At 64.2% G+C, this 20314-nt stretch carries 15 protein-coding genes, 1 tRNA gene and 1 pseudogene; 13 read left to right on the top strand and 4 right to left on the bottom strand.

Translation table 11 applies throughout. The features are described from left to right. The first annotated feature begins 2 nt into the window (after positions 1 to 2). The 3 genes from Q8K49_RS02410 (at position 3) to Q8K49_RS02400 (ending at position 7526) form a co-directional block, all read left to right on the top strand. Positions 3 to 3098: a hypothetical protein gene (locus Q8K49_RS02410; protein WP_305303827.1), complete on the top strand. Its 3096-nt coding sequence runs from the start codon at positions 3 to 5 to the stop codon at positions 3096 to 3098. 170 nt (positions 3099 to 3268) lie between these two features. After that, positions 3269 to 5581 carry an ATP-dependent endonuclease gene (locus tag Q8K49_RS02405; RefSeq protein ID WP_305303826.1) on the top strand — a complete coding sequence of 771 codons (2313 nt, stop codon included), beginning with the start codon at positions 3269 to 3271 and terminating at the stop codon, positions 5579 to 5581. Continuing rightward, positions 5574 to 7526 (top strand): UvrD-helicase domain-containing protein, encoded by a 1953-nt coding sequence (locus Q8K49_RS02400; protein ID WP_305303825.1) that lies wholly within the window; start codon positions 5574 to 5576, stop codon positions 7524 to 7526. The genes Q8K49_RS02405 and Q8K49_RS02400 overlap by 8 nt, the downstream gene beginning before the upstream one ends. A gap of 304 nt (positions 7527 to 7830) precedes the next feature. On the opposite strand, the pseudogene Q8K49_RS02395 reads toward Q8K49_RS02400, so the two are convergent. Together Q8K49_RS02395 and Q8K49_RS02390 are read right to left on the bottom strand one after the other, a co-directional pair. Further along, positions 7831 to 8597: pseudogene (locus Q8K49_RS02395) on the bottom strand (IS5 family transposase). Between the two features lie 81 nt (positions 8598 to 8678). After that, entirely contained in the window at positions 8679 to 10397 is a 1719-nt protein-coding gene (locus Q8K49_RS02390; protein ID WP_305303824.1) for a hypothetical protein, read from the bottom strand. A 173-nt stretch (positions 10398 to 10570) separates the two neighbouring features. On the opposite strand from Q8K49_RS02390, the gene Q8K49_RS02385 reads away from it, so the two are divergent. The 5 genes from Q8K49_RS02385 to Q8K49_RS02365 all read left to right on the top strand — a co-directional run bounded on the left by Q8K49_RS02385 (position 10571) and on the right by Q8K49_RS02365 (position 14104). Continuing rightward, the gene (locus Q8K49_RS02385; protein WP_305303823.1) at positions 10571 to 11275 is read left to right on the top strand and encodes a response regulator transcription factor; all 705 of its coding nucleotides are present in this window, start codon (positions 10571 to 10573) and stop codon (positions 11273 to 11275) included. Beyond that, complete coding sequence (locus tag Q8K49_RS02380; protein ID WP_305303822.1) at positions 11244 to 12884, top strand: ATP-binding protein; 1641 nt, start codon at positions 11244 to 11246, stop codon at positions 12882 to 12884. Before Q8K49_RS02385 ends, Q8K49_RS02380 begins: the two co-directional genes overlap by 32 nt. Then, positions 12881 to 13312 carry an HPr kinase/phosphorylase gene (locus Q8K49_RS02375; RefSeq protein WP_305303821.1) on the top strand — a complete coding sequence of 144 codons (432 nt, stop codon included), beginning with the start codon at positions 12881 to 12883 and terminating at the stop codon, positions 13310 to 13312. Before Q8K49_RS02380 ends, Q8K49_RS02375 begins: the two co-directional genes overlap by 4 nt. A 103-nt stretch (positions 13313 to 13415) precedes the next feature. Beyond that, positions 13416 to 13820 carry a PTS sugar transporter subunit IIA gene (locus Q8K49_RS02370; protein WP_298702410.1) on the top strand — a complete coding sequence of 135 codons (405 nt, stop codon included), beginning with the start codon at positions 13416 to 13418 and terminating at the stop codon, positions 13818 to 13820. After that, entirely contained in the window at positions 13817 to 14104 is a 288-nt protein-coding gene (locus tag Q8K49_RS02365; RefSeq protein ID WP_305303820.1) for an HPr family phosphocarrier protein, read from the top strand. The genes Q8K49_RS02370 and Q8K49_RS02365 overlap by 4 nt, the downstream gene beginning before the upstream one ends. On the opposite strand, the gene Q8K49_RS02360 is transcribed toward Q8K49_RS02365, so the two are convergent. Next, positions 14105 to 15055, bottom strand: coding sequence for a rhodanese-related sulfurtransferase (locus Q8K49_RS02360; RefSeq protein ID WP_305303819.1), 951 nt, complete (start codon positions 15053 to 15055; stop codon positions 14105 to 14107). A 63-nt stretch (positions 15056 to 15118) separates the two neighbouring features. Continuing rightward, positions 15119 to 15194: transfer RNA gene (locus tag Q8K49_RS02355), tRNA-Ala, on the bottom strand. A 196-nt stretch (positions 15195 to 15390) separates the two neighbouring features. Here Q8K49_RS02355 and Q8K49_RS02350 point away from each other — a divergent pair. The 5 genes from Q8K49_RS02350 to hisS all read left to right on the top strand — a co-directional run bounded on the left by Q8K49_RS02350 (position 15391) and on the right by hisS (position 20199). After that, positions 15391 to 15696, top strand: a complete 306-nt coding sequence (locus Q8K49_RS02350; protein WP_305303818.1) for a YggT family protein — start codon at positions 15391 to 15393, stop codon at positions 15694 to 15696. A 133-nt stretch (positions 15697 to 15829) separates the two neighbouring features. Further along, the gene (locus Q8K49_RS02345) at positions 15830 to 16708 is read left to right on the top strand and encodes a 3-hydroxybutyryl-CoA dehydrogenase (RefSeq protein ID WP_305303817.1); all 879 of its coding nucleotides are present in this window, start codon (positions 15830 to 15832) and stop codon (positions 16706 to 16708) included. Between the two features lie 10 nt (positions 16709 to 16718). Next, positions 16719 to 17288 carry a phthalate transporter gene (locus Q8K49_RS02340; protein ID WP_305303816.1) on the top strand — a complete coding sequence of 190 codons (570 nt, stop codon included), beginning with the start codon at positions 16719 to 16721 and terminating at the stop codon, positions 17286 to 17288. 91 nt (positions 17289 to 17379) lie between these two features. Then, the gene (locus Q8K49_RS02335) at positions 17380 to 18651 is read left to right on the top strand and encodes a DUF418 domain-containing protein (protein WP_305303815.1); all 1272 of its coding nucleotides are present in this window, start codon (positions 17380 to 17382) and stop codon (positions 18649 to 18651) included. 51 nt (positions 18652 to 18702) lie between these two features. After that, positions 18703 to 20199, top strand: coding sequence for a histidine--tRNA ligase (gene hisS / locus Q8K49_RS02330; RefSeq protein WP_305303814.1), 1497 nt, complete (start codon positions 18703 to 18705; stop codon positions 20197 to 20199). The last annotated feature ends 115 nt before the right edge of the window (positions 20200 to 20314 follow it).

Raw genomic sequence — 20314 nt, 5'->3', positions numbered from 1 at the left:
AAATGATCCCAGAAAGTCGGGCATCGATCGAAGATCCGATCGATCGGCTCATCATTCAACTGCGCGCCTACGTGGCGAGCCCGCGCCGGCGCGGGCAGCGCGGTAGACGGTCCGCTTGGACATCCGGCATCTGTATCGTCTTCGATACCGAAACCACGACCGATCCATCTCAGCGACTGCGCTTCGGCGCATACCAGATCAGAGATCGCGGCAGTCTGATCGCGCGTGGGCTATTCCACGCCGACGATGCTCCGAAAGAGGACCGTGCCGATCTCAAGGCGGCCTTTCGAGCACTGCGCCCGAGCGATGATGGCGAGCAACTGGAGTTCATCTCGCGCACGGAATTCATCGACCACGTCTTGTTCGGTTGGGGTCAGGAGGTTGGCGCATTGATCGTCGGCTTCAATTTGCCCTTCGATCTATCGCGCCTCGCGACCTCCCACACCTACGGCAAAGGATCGATGAAGGGCGGGTTCAGCTTCACCTTCGCCGACAAGCGTCCGAACATCAGGGTCAAGCACCTGTCGCAGCGCGCCGCCTTCATCAACTTCGCCGGCAAGGGCAGCGCCGACGTATCGCCGGATCGCGGTTTCTTTGTCGACGTGAAGACGCTTGCTGCGTCGCTCTTGGGCCAATCCCATTCACTCGCCAGCCTGTCAGCCCTGCTGAAGACCACGCCGAAGAGCCCGCTCGACTCCTACGAAGGCCGACTGACGCCAGAGATGGTTACCTACTGCCTGAATGATGTGCAGGTGACGTGGGAATGCTTCGACCTTCTGGCCAAGCGCTATCAGGCCTTGGGGCTGTCACAGACCGGCTTGAACGAACTCTACAGCGAAGCCAGCTTGGGCAAGGCGTACCTTCAAGCCATGGGCGTCCAGCCTTGGACGGAAGCGCAGCCCGACTTCCCGCCCGAGCTCATCGGGCAGATCATGAGCTCCTATTTCGGCGGGCGCGCCGAGGTGCATATCCGGCGCGAGATCACCTCCGTGATCCACTGCGATTTCATGTCGATGTATCCGACGGTCTGCACCCTCATGGGGCTGTGGAAATTCGTCATTGCCGAAGGCATGGACTGGGCGGATGCGACCGACGAATGCCGGGCGTTCGTCGAGGCTAGCGACCTCGTCAAGTTACGCGATCCGGCGACGTGGCGGCGCTTGCACATGATCGTTCAGGTGCGCGCCAGCGATGACGTGTTTCCGGTGCGCGCACACTACGAACCCGATCAGCCGGCAACCATTGGCGTGAACCGGCTGACGAGCGGTGAGCCGCTATGGTTCACCTTGGCCGATGTGATCGCCGCCAAGCTCTTGGGCCATAAGACGCCAGAGATTATCTCTGCGGTCCGGTTCTCGCCGCGCCAGCCCCAAACACGGCTCAAGACCGTCACCCTCGCAGGTGCGGAGCTCAATCCGGTCACCGGCGATTTTTACGCATCCATCATCAATATGCGTCGCGAGGTTCAGGCTCGTCAGAACGACGCCACCGGCGCGGAATGGGATCAGCTAGAGGCCAATCAGCAGGGACTCAAAATCCTCGCGAACTCTACGAGCTACGGCATCTTCGCGGAACTCAACGTCCAGTCGCTTGATCGCCCTCGCGCCGTCACTTGCTATGACCATCGGGGCAAGGGGCGTCGGATCACCACTTCGAAGATCGAAGAGCCGGGGCGATATTTCCATCCACTGCTAGGCGCACTCATCACCGGTGGCGCGCGCCTCATGCTGGCGCTGGCAGAGCAAAACGCTCTGGATCAAGGGCTGGGATGGGCGTTCTGCGATACGGACAGTCTCGCCATCGCAAACGTCGCTGGCCTGCCAAGCGATGAGTTCAGATCGCGCGTTGAAGCGGTTCTGCAATGGTTCGAACCGCTCAACCCTTACGACGTGAAAGGATCGATCCTTCAGCTTGAAAAGGTGAACTTCCCGATAGGGCGGCACAAAGAACCTGACACGCTGCGCCCGGTGAACTGTCTCGCGACCTCCGCCAAACGCTATGTGCTGTTTGATCGCGACGAGGCCGGCGAGCCCGTGATCCGCAAGGCGTCTCGGCATGGCCTTGGGCATCTGATCGCGCCGTACAAAGACCCGGACCCCACGCGAACCGGTCGGATCGGCGTTCAGCTTTGGCAGTCGGACCTTTGGACGGAGATCATTCGCGCCCATGACGCGGGCCGGCCCGATCGCCCGGACCTCGATCAATTGCTTGGGATCGATGAAGCCGCGGCAACGCGTTACGGGGTTACCAATCAAACGCTCCTGAACTGGTTCAAGGGCTACAATGCCGGCGTTGATGAGCGGGACCGGGTTTGGCCGTTCAACTTCCTGCTGACCTACCAAGCCAAATCCCGTTTGGAGATGGCGGCGGTTGATCCCGAGGCGTTGAGCTCTTTCCTGTGGCGCAAGCGATCTCCCAAACCGGCGTCCCGATATTCGTCCGACCTGACTTTCGATCGACCCGACGTGTTTGATCGGCAGACCGGTGAGGTCATCGGGTGGGAGCATCTGCGCTCCTATCGCCGCACTCTGTCGCGACATCATCTGCACTCAGAGTCCAAGTTCCGGGGCGGCGAAGATGCGGAGCACGGGACGTTGTCGCGACGCCATGTCGAGGCTTGGGCCGCGTCGGCGATCGGCAAGGAAGCCGACAATCTTGACGAACGGGAGACGTTCGGCGACGGCGACGATCCGATCCTCTATGGCGTCACCATAGAGGATCGGCAGAAGCTCATCACCGACCTGAAAGCATTGCAGGCAGAATTCAGGATCAGTGACCGGCAGATAACTTTGCTGGCTAGGGTGTCCCACCACACCCTCACGGCATTGCAGAACGGCGGGCGCGTGACGATGCGTTCGATGTTCGCGGTCGTGTGCGCGCTAGAGGGAATTCGTCGAGCGCAATTGGCGGTGGCAGGAGATCAGCAAAGGTGGCTTGAGGTCGCCCGAAGGCGTCGCGACGAGCTCGGAAGCGGAAACAAATTGGCAGACCAGTTGGAGGTTAGCAGGCCCTATATGCACAGGGTTCTGAACGGCGATAAGCCACTCACCGGCGGACTGATCGCGAAATTGCACCGTACCGGTCGGCGTGTTGGGTGATGTCTCACCGGCGGTCCGGGCTGCCCTCGACCTAGAAACTAGTCGAGTTTCCGGCGCGGGGCTCGTTCTCGAAACGCAGTCAATGCATCTCGGCCTTGGCATGAGCACGCCTCGACTTCCCGCTAAGGTTGACGTAGCTTCTCACAAAATAGGCAATGCTTGGGGGCTCCGTGCATCTTTACTCGTATCGACTTAAAAATTTTCGGCGGCTTAAAGATGCGCATATCGAACTTGCGCCGGATATATCGATATTCGTCGGATCGAATAACAGCGGTAAAACATCCGCTACACAGGCTCTTCAGAATTTTGTGTCGGCTAATAAGGACCGATTTAGCCTTTACGATTTTAGTTCTTCGACGTGGAAAGCGTTCAATGAGGCTGGCGACCTCGATCTAACGAACGGCTCTCCAGATGATCTGAACCTGCCGAGCATAAGCCTCGACCTCTGGTTCGATGTCGCCGCCCAAGACCTATATCTCGTTATCCCGCTGCTACCCAGCACTGCTTGGCAAGGCACGAAAGTTGGGATGCGTATCTCATTCACGGCTCGAAATCCCGTTGAGCTCATCAAGTCCTATCAGGCTGCCAAGGCGAAGGGTCTGGAACTGGCTGGCGAGCTACCGGAAGGGGCCGAATATGAGCCTTGGCCTAAATCATTGACTGACTATTTGCAGAGGGAGCTCCGAACAGAGTTCGAATTTCGGTACTCAATTCTCGACCGAAACGGCTTTGACGACGCGTTCAAAGAGGTCGGCGGTTATGTGCCCGATGAACTAGGCGGAGACCCCGGCGGAGCCACCATTATCAAGTCTCTTCTGAAGGTCGACAACTTGGGCGCTCAGCGCCATCTCGCTGACCCTAGCGGAGAAGCGGGCGGACGCGCTGAGGATTTGTCGAAGCGTTTGAGCCGGTTCTACAAGAGGAATCTGGATCAGAGACAGGACGATCATTCCGCGCTGAAAGCGCTCTCGGACTCGGAAAAGGCACTCAATCTCCACTTGGACGGCGTGTTCAAACCGACCTTGGATAGATTGGCGAAACTTGGATATCCCGGGCTGAACAATCCGGAACTCAAGATCATGTCGGCCCTCGATCCCGCGCACGTCATGAGCCAAGACGCGAAGGTCCACTATGTGATGGGCCAAGGCGAGGACGCAGTCACTCTCCCTGATAGCAACAACGGTCTTGGTTATAAGAACCTGATCTACATGGTAGTCGAAATCCTCGACGCTCAGGCGAACTGGCAATCCATCAAAGAAAACCGACCGCCGCTCCATCTAATTTTTGTCGAGGAACCTGAAGCGCATCTACACGCGCAACTACAACAGGTGTTCATTCGAAATGTCTTAGAGCTTCTCAAGCTCGATGATGACGACGGCAGCATTTTTTCTAGCCAAATGGTCATCACGACCCATTCTCCTCACATACTGTACGAGCGAGGGTTCAAACCAATCCGCTACTTCCGGAGGCGAAAATCCGGGTCAGAGCAACTGACAGAAGTTCTGAACCTCTCCGCCTTCTACGAGGCACAACCAGACGACCGCGATTTCCTTCAGAAGTATCTCAAGCTCACGCATTGCGACCTGTTCTTTTCAGATGCTGCGATCCTCGTCGAAGGGAACGTTGAGCGACTTCTTCTCCCGATAATGATTGAGAAGGTGGCCAAGTCACTCCGATCGTCCTGTCTCTGCATCTTGGAGGTGGGCGGCGCATTCGGGCACCGATTCCAGTCGTTGATCGAGTTTCTCGGCCTGACGACGCTGATAATCACAGACATCGACAGCGTGGCGCTGATCGTGCCGGCAGGAGGCGGCGGCGCTCCGGTTGTCGAAGATGGGGACGCTGACGAAGTTGAAGAATTCGACGTGCCCAATGACGAGGTAGCTGCCGTAGATGAAGCTGACGCTGGCGCAGTGGCTCCGTCGCTCACCAAAAAGAAGTATGGAAAAGCCTGTCTGCCTAATGAAGCGGGAGCGGCGACCTCAAACCAGACGCTGATTAAATGGCTTCCTCAGAAGCTCACAATCGACGAGCTGCAAAACGCGACCGATCCAGAGAAAACGCACGAGATGGACGACGGTGCTAAGGTGCGCGTCGCTTATCAGACGCGCAGAGCCATCACGTGGAACGGCGCGATCGAAGAGCTCTGCGGGCGAACGCTCGAAGAAGACTTCGGCCTTGAGAACCCCCAATGGTCTCAAGTTCCTGCCAGAAAGCAAATCGGACTCGTGCTCAGAACCGTTCCGGCGACGCCGACCGCGCTGGCTGAAGGTCTGCATAAGCGAGTGGGCTCCAAGTCATTCGATAAGACGAGGTTCGCTCTAGGCGTGATGACCGAAGAGGTCACTTCTTGGAATGTGCCGGCCTACATCTCGACCGGACTCGGCTGGTTAAAGGAGCAAGTCGCTGTCGAAGCCGACGTGCCGATTGTGGCCGAACTCGCCGCCGCTGCGGGTGTCGACGTTGAGGTGGCCGGTGAGTAGTCGTGCCAACAAGCCTGACACACAGGCCGATATTGATTTGCGGAACTGCATTCAGGCGGCTCCGCCAGTCAGCTTCATAATGAAAGCCGGAGCGGGCTCGGGTAAGACGACCTCTCTCATCAAAGCGTTGTCGTCCGTCGTGGAGGCGCATGGCGTGAAGCTACGGAAAACTCGTCAGCGCGTCGCATGCATCACCTATACCGACGTGGCGGCGGGCGAGATTTGGCGCGACGTCGGAAACGACCCGCTCGTGCATGTATCTACAATCCATAGCTTTATGTGGCTGGTGTCCAAGCCGTTCCAAAACGACATCCGAGAGTGGGTCGGCGCGCGATTACAGGAAAAAATCGAGACCTTGACGGCAGCCCAAGCGGGGTACGGCCCTCGGGTGCAGCAACGGACGCGTGACAAGACGGCTCGTGATCTGGTGCGGTTAAACCGTCAAGTTGGCCAAATTTCCGCAGTGCCGTCTTTCCGCTATGGGACAGGCAGCGACTATCCCAAGGGAGTGCTAGGTCACGACGACATTCTTAAACTCGTGCCGTTCCTAATCGCAGAACGGCCACTCTTTAGGACGCTGCTCGCTCGGCAGTTTCCGTTTGTTTTTGTCGATGAAAGTCAAGACACGACAACCGACGTTGTGACTGCTTTCAAGACCGTGGAAGGGGATGTTGCCTCCCCGATCTGTCTCGGCTTCTTCGGCGATCCCATGCAGAAAATCTATGCAACCGGCATCGGCGCGATCGAAGCGCCGGAGGCGTGGGCCGACATCCCAAAGCCAGAGAACTTTCGTTGCTCCACTCAAGTTTTGAACCTCGCCAATCGCATCCGTCGAGATGGCGATAACCTCGTGCAGGTTGCTGGCGAACGCTTAGGTGCAAACGGGCTGATTGCCACGCCGGAAGGGACAGCCGAACTGTTCATCCTGCCGGCAGACAATACCCGAGATGCCAATCTGCTTCGAGTGAGACAATGGATGTCTCAAATGTCCAACGACGAGGCGTGGCTCGACAGCGAGGGCGACGGAAACACCGCTGGGGTCAAAGTCCTTGTGATCGTTCATCGGATGGCGGCGAAGCGTTTGGGATTCGGCGACCTCTACGCTGCCTTGAATGACAAGGCACCTGAGACGTTCAAGACCGGGTTCCTCGAAGGGACCGCTTGGCCATTGCGGCCATTCGTTTCGTTCGTTCTGCCAATTTTCCATGCGGTGCAGGCTAACCGAGAACTGGAAGTCATGCAGGTGCTCCGCTCACACTCCCCCTTACTCGACAAAGGCGAGATGGCTGCCCCGGGCTTCGACGTTGCTGGCCGCCTAAAGGAACTTCGAAAGACCGTGCTGCAAGTCGCGGCAGCTCTCGGAGACGATTCGAGGGCTACCAACGGGGACGTGCTGAGGCTCATTCAAGGTGCCGGACTTCTAGTCCTCGACCCTCGACTCCAAGCGTATCTCGACCCCGCTATGGCCAAGCCAGTCGAGCCGGACCCCGACGCCAACGAAGAGGATGAGGATGATGGGGAAGACCTAACTAAGGAGATCGCCTCAATGGACGCATTCTTGGCGGCTCCCGCTAAACAGTTCAGACCGTACGAGACCTACATCTCGGAGAAGTCGCCATTCTGGACCCAGCAGGGTATCAAAGGGGCAGAGTTTGAACGCGTACTTGTGGTGCTGGATGATGATGAGGGCACGCACAATCAGTTTTCGTACGAAAAGTACCTCGAGATCAGAGACCTTTCTGATGCGGACCGAAAAAATATCGCCGAGGGCAAGGAGTCCACGTTGGATAGGACGAGACGGCTCTTCTACGTAAACTGCACAAGGGCACTCAAAGATCTTGCCGTAGTGCTGTTCACCGCAGACCCTATTGCAGCGGAGCGTAAACTCCGTGGGGGCGACCTATTTCCAGCCAACGCAATCCACAATCAGGCTGATCTGGCTTAGGGCGCGCTTCACGGGCAATTGACAGCCAGCACAATGTCGACGTTGCGCTTCACACCCAACCTCCGTCTGTGACGCTAGGTGATTTGATCCGACCCGAAGCCGGACAAAACCCCCTAGTGCCTAGAGTGCGGCTCATCGGGCCGGTAGCTCTATCCCTTCGCGGGAACGCCTTATGGGCTCAGGTGTGCGACCGTTATTGACGTAGCCGAGCGTCCCCGCAGCAGAGACGCGACGGCAGACCCTGACGCTACGGCCAGCGGCTCGCAAGCGGACTTCCTCGGTGTCGGCTAGGACGAATCGACATTCAGCGCATCCAGAGCATGGAGGCGGCGATGTGGATGAAGGCCAGGTAGTGGCTGGCTAGCCGGTCGAAGCGTGTTGCGAAGCGGCGGAAGTGCTTGAGCCTGTTGAAGCAGCGCTCGATGCGGTTGCGGAGCCGGTAGACCAGACGATCGTGTGGGATCGGGACCGTGCGGGAGCGGGTCGAGGGGATGACGGCCTCGGCTCCGATCTGGTCCAGATGGCGGCGAAGGCTGTTGGCGTCATAGGCGCGGTCGGCGAGAACGGCGGCGGGCCGATGGCCTTCGAGCAGTGCGGGCACGGCCAGGATATCGTGGCTCTGGCCCGGTGCGATGAGGAAGCGGACGGGTCGGCCCAGGCTGTCGCAGGCCATGTGGACCTTGGTGGTCAGTCCCCCTCTGGAACGCCCCACAGCCGGGTCGAGGCCCCCTTTTTTCGGCCGCTGCCCCGGCCGGTCGTCGCCTGCTGGTGAGCCCGCACAAGGGTCGAATCCAGCATCAGGTACTGGTTGTCCCGGTCCTTGATAAGATCATCGAACACCTTCTCCCACACCCCGGCCGCCGCCCAGCGGCTGAAGCGTTTGTGCGCCGTCTTCCACTTGCCATAGCGCTCGGGAAGGTCCTGCCAGTGGGCGCCCGATCGCAGCACCCAGAGCACCCCGTTCACGAACAGCCGGTTGTCCGAGCCCGTCCGCCCGGGGTCCGAAGCCTTCCCCGGCAATAGCGGCTCGATACGAGCCCACTGCGCCTCGTCCAGTTCGTATCGCTTCACACCCATCTCAGACCTCCGCCAAAGCGGAGACCTATGAATCACGCATCCGGCGATCCGGGAATCCCTGAATGTCGATTGGACCTAGGCGGCCAGACCGGCGGCCTGCATCAGCCCCCTAAGGGGGGCCAGGGTTTCCGGCGCGGCCGACAGGACGGCGCGGGATTCGGGTGCGCGGAACATTTTAACGGCCTCGGCCTTGGCGCGGTCGGCGGCGGGGCCGAGCGGCGCGGTCTCCCCGGCGGCGAGGCGCAACAGCACCGACAGCTTCTGCACCAGCGGGGCGGGCGAGCGGGCCAGCATCATGACGATCCGGGCCTCGGCCTCGACCGCTCCCCCTACCGTGCCGATGGCTGCGCTGATTTCCCCATCGTCCCGTTCCGTCAGGCCGCAGGACCGCACCGCGCGTTGAAGCCCGGCCAACAGGCCCAACTTCTGCGCCGCGGTCTGGGTGGCGGAGGCAGCCCGCATCTCGCTCTCGAAACGCAGTGAGCCGACGCAGGCCGACAGCCAGCGGGCCGCGGAACGCTTGTTGCCTGTGCCGGTGACGTTTTCGCACAGACGGGTCAGGGCCTCGGCCTCGCACAGGACGGTGGTGCAGGGTTTGACGTAGGCGGCGACGAAATCCGCGGTGACAATGGCCTTGGAGCGCTCGTTGAAGGCCGTCTGCACCTCGTCAAGAGTCAGCAGCCGCCCCGCCGTAACGGTGAGGGTCATCGCCAGGGTGCGCAGGATATCGATCTCGCCCGCGGCGTCGTTGGGACGCAGACGGCGCGGGCTCATCAGTTCGCGCAGGACCATCCGGGCCAGGGCGGCGGAAAGCAGGGGGAATTCCCCCGTCTCGAGCCGGGCGCCGAGGCGGGCGGCGGGGCCATCGACGGCCGGCACCTGCAACGCCAGCTTGGGATCCTGAGCGATCAGGGCGTTGATCTCGCGTGGCGCGACCATGCGGACCACGGCGGCCAGCGAGGCGCCTTGATCCAAAGACGGCCCCAGCACGTCAGTCAGGCTGGTCCGGGCCCCCAGCATCTCGCACAGCAGTTGTTCAATCGGCACCATGACCATGGCGCGGGGCGGGCCGTCCATAGGCGCGCGGTCGGCCAGTTCCATCAACCGGTCGAGGCGCGGCCGGCCGCCGCGCAGGCCCTTCAGGGCGCCGCACACAACCCCGCCCATGATGAAGGCGCGGTCCGGCTTGCCGGCCATGCGATGGGCGATGTCGGCGATCGAACAGTCTTCGAGGCTGGGGAAGAGGTCGCGCCGCCCGGCCGCGACGACGCGCCCCACGGCCTGGTCGGACAGTTTCTGGTAGTGGCGCATCAGATCATGGACTGGCTGGCCCACGTCCTGACTCTCGGGCACAGCGATCTTCTGGATGGCGTGCTGAAGCTCCACGCCGGAGGCCTCCAGCTTTTCGGCCAGATCGGGGCGGTGCAGCAGTTCGAAGGCGGTGACGCCGTGGCGCGCCAGCCAGTCCTCCAGCACCCGGCTGATCGTCTCGCGGGCATGGGGCGTATAGAAATCGTGCGGCGCCGAGCAGCGCGGCCCGGCCCGATCGTCGGGCACGATACGTTTCTTCTGGACCTCCGGCGCCCCGCGCGTGAGCACGGTGACGCTGTTGAATTCCATGGTGTCCGGGTCGAGCGTCTCCTTGGTCACGCGCACGGCGGCCGCGCGGTCGTCGGAGAGCATGTCCTCGGCGGTCTGGACGGCGCAGGCGCGGTCCTCTGTCGCCATCTGGAGGCTCCAGGGGGCCAGCGCAGTCTTGCGAGCATAGATTTCGTAGTGGACGGGGCCGGACATGAAACGCTCACGCTGTGAGCCGCCAGTATGACGCCAAGGCTTTAAGGTCAGGTTTCGTTGCGCATTGAGGCGGCGCAGCCCATGTTTTGCGCCGTAATCTCTCCACGATGTTTTAGAACGGTACCGCTTGCCGCGCGTTGAGATGGCGAACGATCCGACTGCAAGGAGCTGACTTGGCCAACATCACACTGGTCGACGACGACGAGAACATCGTCGCGTCCGTCTCGCTGGCGCTGGAAAGCCATGGCCACAAGGTCACGGCCTTCCACGACGGCGCTGCCGGCCTCGAAGCGCTGGAAGCCAGCCCGCCCGATCTGGCCATCCTCGATGTGAAGATGCCGCGCATGGACGGGATGGAGGTGCTGCGCCGCCTGCGTCAGACCTCGCAGATCCCGGTCATCATGCTGACGTCCAAGGACGAGGAGATCGACGAAATCCTCGGCTTCAACCTCGGAGCCGACGATTATATCCACAAGCCGTTCAGCCAGCGTTTGCTGATCGAGCGGGTCAAGGCCCTGCTGCGCCGCACCGGCGCAGACGGGGCCGAGCCCGAGCCTTCGGCGGAGGGTTCGACCAAGGCGATCAAGCGCGGCAAGCTGTCCATGGATCCGGCCCGCCATGAGAGCACCTGGGAGGGCAAGCCGGTCAAGCTGACCGTGACGGAGTTCCTGCTCCTGCAGGCCCTGGCCCAGCGGCCCGGTTTCGTGAAGAGCCGCGACAACCTGATGGACGCCGCCTATGACGATCAGGTCTATGTCGACGACCGCACCATCGACAGCCACGTCAAACGCATGCGGAAGAAATTCCGGGTGGTCGACCCCGAGTTCGACGCCATCGAGACCCTGTATGGCGTTGGATACCGCTATCGCGAAAGCTGATCCGCTCCCGCCGGGAGAGGCTGAACCCCGCCGTCGCCTGAAACATTTCAGCGGGTCGCGGCTGGGCGGACTGATTCTCGCGTTGAACCTGCTCAGTCTGCTGATCCTGTTCGTCGGCGCCCTGTTGCTGAACGAGTGGAGCCGGGGACTGATTCAGGCGCGGCAGGAGACGCTGACGGCCCAGGCCGAACTCCTGTCCAATGTGCTCAGCAAGTTGAGCATCACCACCGGCGAACCCACGCCCGCCTTCGACCCGGTGGAGGCGTCGCGGCAACTGGTTGATGACTTCATTCCGGAGGGTCAGCGGGCCCGTCTGTTTGATCTCGATGGCCTGCTGGTCGCTGACAGCTACGCCGTCAGCGAGGCGATCCCCGGCCAGCCCCTGCCGCCGGCCCGGCCCGCCGGCACGCCGGCGCCCGCGCCCGATCCGGTGGGGGAGCGTCGCGACGACGACAATCTGGAACAGGCCCGACTGGCCTTGGCGGCCGAGGTCGAGCAGGCCCTCGACGGCGAGCCGCAGGCCAGCGTAAGGCGCTCGGAGAGCGGCGATCGAGTGGTGTCAGTGTCGATTCCCGTGCGCCATGTGCGCCAGGTTCTGGGCGTGCTCACACTGGAAGCTGGCAATGTGGACGAGACACTGGACGCCCAGCGCCGCGCTCTGATGCCCTTCGCCCTCGTGGCGTTGGCGGTGAACCTGCTGGGGTCGCTACTGATGCATCTGTTTGTGGCCCGGCCGGTGATGCGGCTGTCGGCGGCGGCCGATGAGGTGCGGCTGCAACGCGCCCGGGCCATCTCCCTGCCTGACCTTGAGGGCCGCAAGGACGAGATTGGCGACCTGGCCCGGTCGCTGGAGACCATGACCGAGACCCTGTCGGACCGGATGGACGCCATTGAGGCCTTCGCCGCCGACGTGTCACATGAAATCAAGAACCCCCTGACCTCGATCCGCTCGGCGCTGGAGACCCTGCCGCTGGTCAAGACGGCGGCCCAGCGGGAGAAGCTGACCAACCTGCTGCAACAGGATGTGCGCCGTCTGGACCGGCTGATCACCGACATCTCCAACGCCTCGCGGCTGGACGCCGAGCTGAACCGAGACCGGCCACGCGCCATCGACCTGACCCAGCTGCTGACCGAGATCGTCGGCGTCTATGTGTCGGGGCTGAAGCCGGGGGAGGCGCATGTGACCTTCGAGGCGGCGACGGGGGATCATGTTCAGATCATGGGTCGCGACGGGCCTCTGGGTCAGGTGTTCCGCAATCTGATCGACAACGCCCGCTCGTTCAGCCCGCTCGGCGGCACGGTGCGGTTGTCGCTGGGCCGCGACGATATCGACCCGAACCGGCCGATTCGCGTGCGGATCGACGACGACGGCCCCGGCATCCCGCCGGAAAACCTCGAGACGGTGTTCGAGCGTTTCTACACCGCCCGCCCGAGAGGCACGGCGTTCGGGGCCAATTCGGGGCTGGGTTTGTCGATCGTGCGCCAGATCGTTGAGGCCCATGGTGGCCAGGTCCGGGCCGCCAACCGCACGGACGCAACGGGCGGCGTCGCAGGCGCCCGGTTCGAGGTCGCCCTGCCTCCGGCGCCGGCGTCGGGCCGGCGAGCGTGACCGCCGTCCAGCCGGTTCATGCCACCGCCGTGGCGCAATGGGGGCCGGGGATCGGCTGGCGCGCCATCCTGATCAGTGGACCTTCGGGCGCGGGCAAGAGCGACCTGGCATTGCGGCTGATCGGACGTGGGTGGCGGCTGGTGGCCGATGACTATGTCCATGTCTTCGCCTCGGGAGAGGCGTTGTACACCACCGCGCCGGACACGATCCGGGGACGGATGGAGGCTCGCGGCGTCGGGGTTATCTGCGCCTGCCTGCGCGGGGTGGTGCGGCTGGTTCTGGCCGTGGATCTGACCGAATCGACTCCGGAACGGCTGCCGGACCCGGAAACGCGGCGCCTCGCGGGCCGCTCAGTGCCCCTGCTCCGGCTGGCCGGATTCGAGGCGTCGGCGGTCGAAAAAGTCGCGTCAGCGATCGCCCCGCTTTAACCCGACGCGGACTTGGGCTATTCCGCCCGGCTGGCGGTCGCCTCGACTGCGGCCGGGACGCGTGGCGCGAACTTTTGGGGGGCGAGCTTTTGGTAATGCCTTCATGATCGGGCTGGTGATTGTCACCCACGGGGGGCTGGCCTCCGAATTTCTCGCGGCCATGGAGCATGTGGTGGGACCCCAGCGCGGGGTCGCGGCCATCTGCATCGGGCCCGAGGACGACATGGAGCGGCGCCGTCGCGACATCGTCGACGCCGCCGCAGCCGTCAACGACGGCGCCGGCGTCATTCTGCTGACCGACATGTTCGGCGGCACTCCGTCAAACCTGGCCATATCGGTGATGGAAGAGACCCGGGCCGAGGTTATCGCCGGGCTGAACCTGCCCATGCTGATCAAACTGGCCAGCGTGCGCGGCCGCGAGCCGCTGGAGGCCTGCGTCGCCCATGCCCAGGACGCCGGACGCAAATACATCTCCGTCGCCAGCTGGGTGCTTCAGGGCGAGAAATGACGGCGCCGAACCCCCCCGCGCAGGCGACCGCGAACATCTGCAACACGCGCGGCCTGCACGCCCGCGCCTCGGCCAAATTCGTCAAACTGGCCTCGACCTTCGACGCCGAGGTCCACGTCACCCGCGACGGCGTCACGGTGAACGCCCTGTCGATCATGGGCCTGCTGATGCTGGGCGCCGGCAACGGCTGCGGCATCGAGATCACCGCCGAGGGCGCTGAGGCCCAGCAGGCGGTCGACGCCCTGGCCGAACTGGTCGGACGCAGGTTCGACGAGGACCAGTAGTCAGTCTTCGGACGGCGTCTGAACCGCCCCGATGTGGGCGAGGCCGCGGCGCGCGGCGATCTCCACCTGTTTCGCCCGTTCGAGATAGCGGGCGCGGTCCGCCTCGGTCCGGCTGTCGGCGCAGCGGTCGCAGCAGACGCCCTCGATGTATCGGTGGGACGCCCGCCCCGCCTCGCTGACCGGCATGCGGCAGCCCCGGCAAAGGCTGTGGCTGCCCGGCGTCAGGCCATGGCCGACGGCCACCCGCTCGTCGAAGACGAAGCACTCGCCCCGCCACAGGCTGTCGGCCTCGGGCGTCGTTTCCAGATAGCGCAGGATGCCGCCCTCCAGATGGAAGACGTCCTGCACGCCCTCGGACTTGAGGAAGGCCGTGGCCTTTTCGCAGCGGATGCCGCCGGTGCAGTACATGGCGACCTTTGGCGGCGTCGGCCCGTCCAGGAGGGAGCGGCCTTCGGCCCGGAACCAGTCCGGGAAGTCGCGAAAAGCCCGCGTATCGGGCTGGACCGCGCCCTCGAAGGCGCCGACGGCGGCCTCATAGTCGTTGCGGGTGTCGATCACGACCACGTCCGGCTCGCGGATCAGGGCGTTCCAGTCGGCGGGCGCCACATAGGTCCCGGCGTTGAGCGCGGGGTCGAGGTCCGGCTGGCCCATGGTCACGATCTCGGGCTTGATCCGCACCTTCAGGCGATGGAACGGCATGGCGGCGGCTTCGGCGAATTTCACGTCGAGGTCGGCGAAACCCGGCAGGGCGCGGATGCCGGCCAGCACCCGTTCGATGGAGGCTTCTGGCCCGGCGATCGTGCCGTTCAGCCCTTCATGGGCGACCAGCAGGGTTCCCCGCACGTCCGGGCGGCACAGGGCGTCGAGCCGGTCGCGCACGGCCTCGCAGTCGGCGATGGCCGCGAACCGGTAGAGGGCGGCGACCCGGAGGGGGGATGGGTCTGGGGCCACCGAAGGGCATCCTGCTTCGCGCTATCGGACCTGTCCTGCGAAGCGCGTTAGCGCGAAGCAGGATGGTGGAGCCGAGGGGAGTCGAACCCCTGACCTCGTCATTGCGAACGACGCGCTCTACCAACTGAGCTACGGCCCCCCTTACCCCGTTGGATAATGGGGCGCAGGCGAGGGCGCGACATACGAGGGGCGGGGCGGGAGTGTCAACGGGGTTGGCGTCGCCCGAAGCTGCGGCGCCGGGGTCTGCGACGCCAAAAAAGTTGGACGCCGGAATCCTTGGACGCGGGACGCGGTCACGCTAGAAGCAGGACTGATTTCGTTTCTGGAGCCCCTTCATGGGTTATGCCATCGTCTGGCTGGTCAATACGATCCTTTCGATCCTGACCTGGTCGATCATCCTGTCGGCCATCATCAGCTGGCTGTTCGCCTTCGACGTCATCAACCGCCGCAACCGGTTCGTAAACCAGGTCGCCGACTTCCTCGACAGAGTCACGGCGCCGATTCTGGAGCCGTTTCGCCGGATCATCCCGCCGCTGGGCGGCATGGACATCTCGCCGATCGTGGTCCTGCTGCTGATCAATTTCGCGCGGATTCTCTTCAACCGGATGAGCGCGCCCTATTTGATCTCGATCCTGGGTTAGAGATCATGCGCGACCGGGGCGCCACGGGACGGCGGGTTCGGGACGCGCGCCGCGTTCCGGCCTTGCACCGCCCGGCGAGGGTCCTAAGGTGCCGATCCGACCGGGCTTTCCGCCTGCCAGCTATCCGGACTCCATGACCACGATCCGATCCGTCGCCATCGTCGGCGCAGGCCAGATGGGCGCAGGCATCGCCCAGGCCGTGGCCGCGGGCGGCTATCAGGTGCTGCTGTACGACTCCGACGCCGACCGCGCGCCTCAGGCGCAGGCCGCCATCGCCGCCAGCCTGGCCCGCCAGGTCGAGCGCGGCCTGACCGATCAGGCCTCGGCCGACGCCGCCCTGTCGCGCATCACGGCCGCATCCTCGCTGGCCGCCGCGGCCAAAGCCGATCTGGTGATCGAGGCGGCGGTCGAGGACGAGGCGGTCAAGAAGGCGATTCTGAGCGAACTGGTCCCGCATTTGGGCGCCCACACACTGCTGGCGTCGAACACGTCCTCCATCTCGATCACCCGACTGGCCTCGGTCACCGACCGACCCGACCGTTTCATCGGCCTGCATTTCATGAAGCCCGCGCCGGTGATGAAACTGGTCGAGATCGTGCGCGGCATCGCCACCTCGGCCGACACCTATGAGACGGCGGTGGCCTTCGCCGAGTCGCTGGGCAAGACCACGACCAACGCCGAGGACTTCCCCGCCTTCATCGTCAACCGCATTCTGGTGCCGATGATAAACGAGGCGATCTACACCCTGTACGAGGGCGTCGGGAACGTCACCTCGATCGACAAGGCGTTGAAGCTGGGCGCCAACCATCCGATGGGACCGCTGGAACTGGCGGACTTCATGGGGCTGGACGTCGTGCTGGCGATCATGAACGTGCTCCATGAAGGTCTGGCCGACAGCAAATACCGGCCCTGTCCCCTGCTGGTGAAATATGTCGAGGCCGGCTGGCTGGGACGCAAGTCCGGGCGTGGCTTCTATGACTATTCCGGCGAGACGCCGGCGCCGACGCGGTGAGACTGGCGCGATGATCCCGATACCGGAAAAAGCCGAGGACTTTCCCGGGCAGCAGCGGGTGGCCTGGCGGCGCGAGCCCCACCGGCTGGTGCTGGCTTCGATAGCCGGGGCCCTGTGGCCGCCGATCCCGATCACCCTGCTGATCTGGCCGCCGAACAACTGGGCGCCTTCCATGGAGATCGACCCGCGGCTGGTGGCCCTGGTCATCGGACTGATGGCTGTGCCGGCGGGCCTGTGGCTGTTGCGGCGGGAGCGCGAGCGGACCGGACGGCCCTCGACGCGGCTGGGCGTGGTCTGGCGGTTCATGTTCTATGGCGGTCTGCTGGCCGCGGCGCTTCAGGCGCTGTTCGCCCTCATCCTGTGCATATTCGGCTGGTTCGAGGCGGGCGGCATCGCCCAGGCCGCGGGCGCCACGGAGACCACCCTGCTGATCTATGGCGTCGGACTGCTGCCCGTCGCCGTCATGGTCGGGGTCAGCTATGCCCTGTGGGCGGGCCTGTGCGCCGCCTTCATCGCCTTCATGCCCCAGCCCGAGGTCCGGGACCGGCTGGGCGTGCTGGGCGACCGCGACGACATCTGACCATCCGGCGCCCCGACCGCTGAGGCAGAATTCGGTTTCAAGCCGCCCCGGCTTCGGCCAAGCTTGCGTCCGCCGGATGGGGGGAAATGTCATGGCCGCTGCCGAAACGATTCACGCGGAGGCGCCCAAGCCCGCCGCCAGACTGGCGCCGGTCGCGCCCGGCGACCGCATCTTCAATCTCGACATGCTGCGCGGCTGGGCGATCCTCGGGATTCTCGCCGTCAACGCCATCACCTTCGCCTGGCCGATCGCGGCCGGGATGAGCGAGGCCTCGCGCCCTTATGCCCTGACCGGCGCCGACGCCTGGGGGCACTGGGTCACGGACGTCTTTTTCGAGGACAAATTCCGCACGCTGTTCACGATGCTTTTCGGCGTCTCGATCTATCTGGTCGGCGGCGAGCGTTTCGATGAGGCCCGCGGTCTGCTGTTGCGCAGCCGCCTGTTCTGGTTGGCTGTTTTCGGCCTGGTTCACGGTCTCGCGCTCTGGTGCGGCGACATCCTGCTGCACTACGCCTACTGCGGCCTGATCATGATGGTGATGCGGTCCATGAAGGCCGGCAAGCTGATCTGGATCGGCGGCGGAGTCACCCTGATGTGGATGCTGCTGGCGACCGCGGGGCCGCTGGCGATGAACGCGGCGCCGGTCGACATTATGGCCGAGGTCGAGGCCGGACAGGTCGGCGTCACCGTCAAGGACATCCTCGCCACCGTCGATGCCTATCGCGCCGGCGGACTCAGCCCGTGGATCGAGAACGCCAAGGCCTGGCTGATGGTGCAGGGCTTCAGCCTGTTCCTCATTCCGGTCACCATACCCCTGATGATGCTCGGGCTGGGGCTGTTCAAGTCCGGCTTTCTCGCCGGTCGATCGCCGGTGTGGGTTTATCTTCTCCTCGCCGCCGCCGCCGCCGCCAATCTCTGGACCTTCGCCACCAACGCCTGGGCCGAGGTCCTGGCCGGGCCCGACGCCGATCCGACGGGCGGGCTCGCCTCCGCCGCCGCCGGCCTGGCGCCGCTGGTGACCCTCGGCTACGCCAGCCTGCTGATCCTGATGACGCGGTTCGGCCTGAGGGCGGCGACCAGCGTGCTCGCGCCGGTCGGGCGGATGGCCTTCACCAACTATCTGACGCAGTCCCTGATCATGGCCAGCCTGTTCTACCTGCCGTGGGGACCGGGCTGGATGGGAACCATGGGGCCGGGGCAGCTGTGGGGCGTCGTCGGCGCGGTCTGGATCGCACAGCTGATCTGGTCGCCGCTTTGGCTGTCGGTGTTCAGCATGGGGCCGCTGGAGTGGCTGTGGCGCTGTCTGACCTATGGGCGGATGGTGGCGATCCGCAAGCCCGCCGCCGCATCGGTCGCTCTCTGAGCCCTGCTTGAATCGTTGCCGGGGACCGGGCGATGGCTTAAGCGCGCGGGCATGACTGACGCCGTCGTTCCCGCCCGCCCCGAAGCCCGTAGTCCGCGGGGGTTCGCCGACCGTCGCGGCCGCGACCTGATCGCCGAGCGCCGTCTCGTCCAGCGGGTGTCCGAGGTCTATGAGCGCTGGGGGTTCGAGCCGCTCGAGACGGGGGCGTTTGAATACGCCGACGCCCTGGGCAAATTCCTGCCGGACGCCGACCGTCCCAACGAGGGTGTCTTCGCGCTGCAGGACGACGACGAGCAGTGGATGGCGCTGCGCTATGACCTGACCGCGCCGCTGGCCCGGTTCGCGGCGCAAGGGTGGGAGACCCTGCCCAAGCCGTTCCGCCGCTACGCCTTCGGCCCGGTGTGGCGCAATGAGAAGCCCGGCCCCGGCCGCTTCCGCGAATTCGTCCAGTGCGACGCCGACACCGTCGGTTCGGATCGGCCTGAGGCCGACGCCGAGATCATCGCCATGGCCTGCGAGGGGCTGCGCGCCGCGGGGCTCGACACCGGTCAGGCCGTGGTGCGCGTTTCAAATCGGAAGTTGTTCGACGGCCTGTTCCAGGCAGGCGGGATCGAGGATGCGGGCCAGCGACTGACCGCCCTGCGGGCCATCGACAAATTCGACCGGCTGGGCTGGGAAGGCGTGGCCGCCCTGTTGGGCGAGGGCCGTCTCGACGAGTCCGGTGACTACACCAAGGGCGCGCGTCTGCCCGCCGGCGTGATCGCCACCATCGAGGGCTTTCTGTCGTCGGTCGCGGCTGAGGGTCTGAGTCGCGCCGAAACGCTCGACGCCGTCGCGCGGGTCGGCGGGTTGGGCGAGATCGGCGAGGCGGCGCTGACGGAACTCGCCGCCATTGACGCCGCCCTCAACGCCATGAAGGTCAGCCAGGACGCCGTCCGCTTCGACCCGACCATCGTGCGGGGGCTGGAATATTACACCGGGGCCGTGTTCGAGGCCGAGCTGCTGCTCGATACCGTAGACGACAAGGGCCGGGCGGTGCGCTTCGGCTCGATCGGCGGGGGCGGGCGCTACGACGATCTGGTTGCGCGGTTCACGGGCGAGTGTCTGCCGGCGACCGGCTTCTCATTCGGGGTCTCGCGTCTGGCCTCGGCCCTGCGCGCCGCCGGACGGGGCGACGAGGACGCGGTGCGCGGGCCCGTGGTGGTCATCGTCTTCTCGGACGCCGACATGCAGCACTATCTCGACGCCGTGTCCGAGCTGCGCAACGCCGGCATCGCCGCCGAACTGTACCTGGGCCGGGCGGGCATGAAGGCGCAGATGAAATACGCCGACCGCCGCGGCGCGCCGGCGGCTGTCATCCTCGGCGGCGACGAGATCGCGGCCGGCCAGGTGACGGTCAAGGATCTGGACGCGGGTCGGGCCCTCGCCGTCGGCGTCAGCGACAATGAGGCCTGGAAATCCGAACGGCCGGGGCAACAAATCGTGCCCCGGGCCGGGCTGGTCGCCACAGTCGCCGGGATCGTCGCGCAGGCGCGCACAGCTTCGTGATTTATCACTGATAAGTCTTGAAGAACCCCGGTTTCGCCCGCCGGTTCATTGACTTGAGACGGTAAATGTCGTCATTCTGACGCACTCGGGAAGCGCAGCGTTTCGGCGCAGCAGC

This window comes from Brevundimonas sp., assembly GCF_030682035.1.
GTDB lineage: Bacteria > Pseudomonadota > Alphaproteobacteria > Caulobacterales > Caulobacteraceae > Brevundimonas.
This window is presented reverse-complemented; position numbering and strand designations above follow the sequence as displayed.

Bases quoted from the DNA above. Each gene is read 5' to 3' on its own strand.
- Q8K49_RS02335 (WP_305303815.1), top strand. From the start codon at position 17,380: ATGGCCGCTGCCGAAACGATTCACGCGGAGGCGCCCAAGCCCGCCGCC.
- Q8K49_RS02410 (WP_305303827.1), top strand. From the start codon at position 3: ATGATCCCAGAAAGTCGGGCATCGATCGAAGATCCGATCGATCGGCTC.
- Q8K49_RS02365 (WP_305303820.1), top strand. From the start codon at position 13,817: ATGACGGCGCCGAACCCCCCCGCGCAGGCGACCGCGAACATCTGCAAC.
- Q8K49_RS02350 (WP_305303818.1), top strand. From the start codon at position 15,391: ATGGGTTATGCCATCGTCTGGCTGGTCAATACGATCCTTTCGATCCTG.
- Q8K49_RS02340 (WP_305303816.1), top strand. From the start codon at position 16,719: ATGATCCCGATACCGGAAAAAGCCGAGGACTTTCCCGGGCAGCAGCGG.
- Q8K49_RS02345 (WP_305303817.1), top strand. From the start codon at position 15,830: ATGACCACGATCCGATCCGTCGCCATCGTCGGCGCAGGCCAGATGGGC.
- Q8K49_RS02370 (WP_298702410.1), top strand. From the start codon at position 13,416: ATGATCGGGCTGGTGATTGTCACCCACGGGGGGCTGGCCTCCGAATTT.
- Q8K49_RS02380 (WP_305303822.1), top strand. From the start codon at position 11,244: ATGGCGTTGGATACCGCTATCGCGAAAGCTGATCCGCTCCCGCCGGGA.
- hisS (WP_305303814.1), top strand. From the start codon at position 18,703: ATGACTGACGCCGTCGTTCCCGCCCGCCCCGAAGCCCGTAGTCCGCGG.
- Q8K49_RS02390 (WP_305303824.1), bottom strand. From the start codon at position 10,397: ATGTCCGGCCCCGTCCACTACGAAATCTATGCTCGCAAGACTGCGCTG.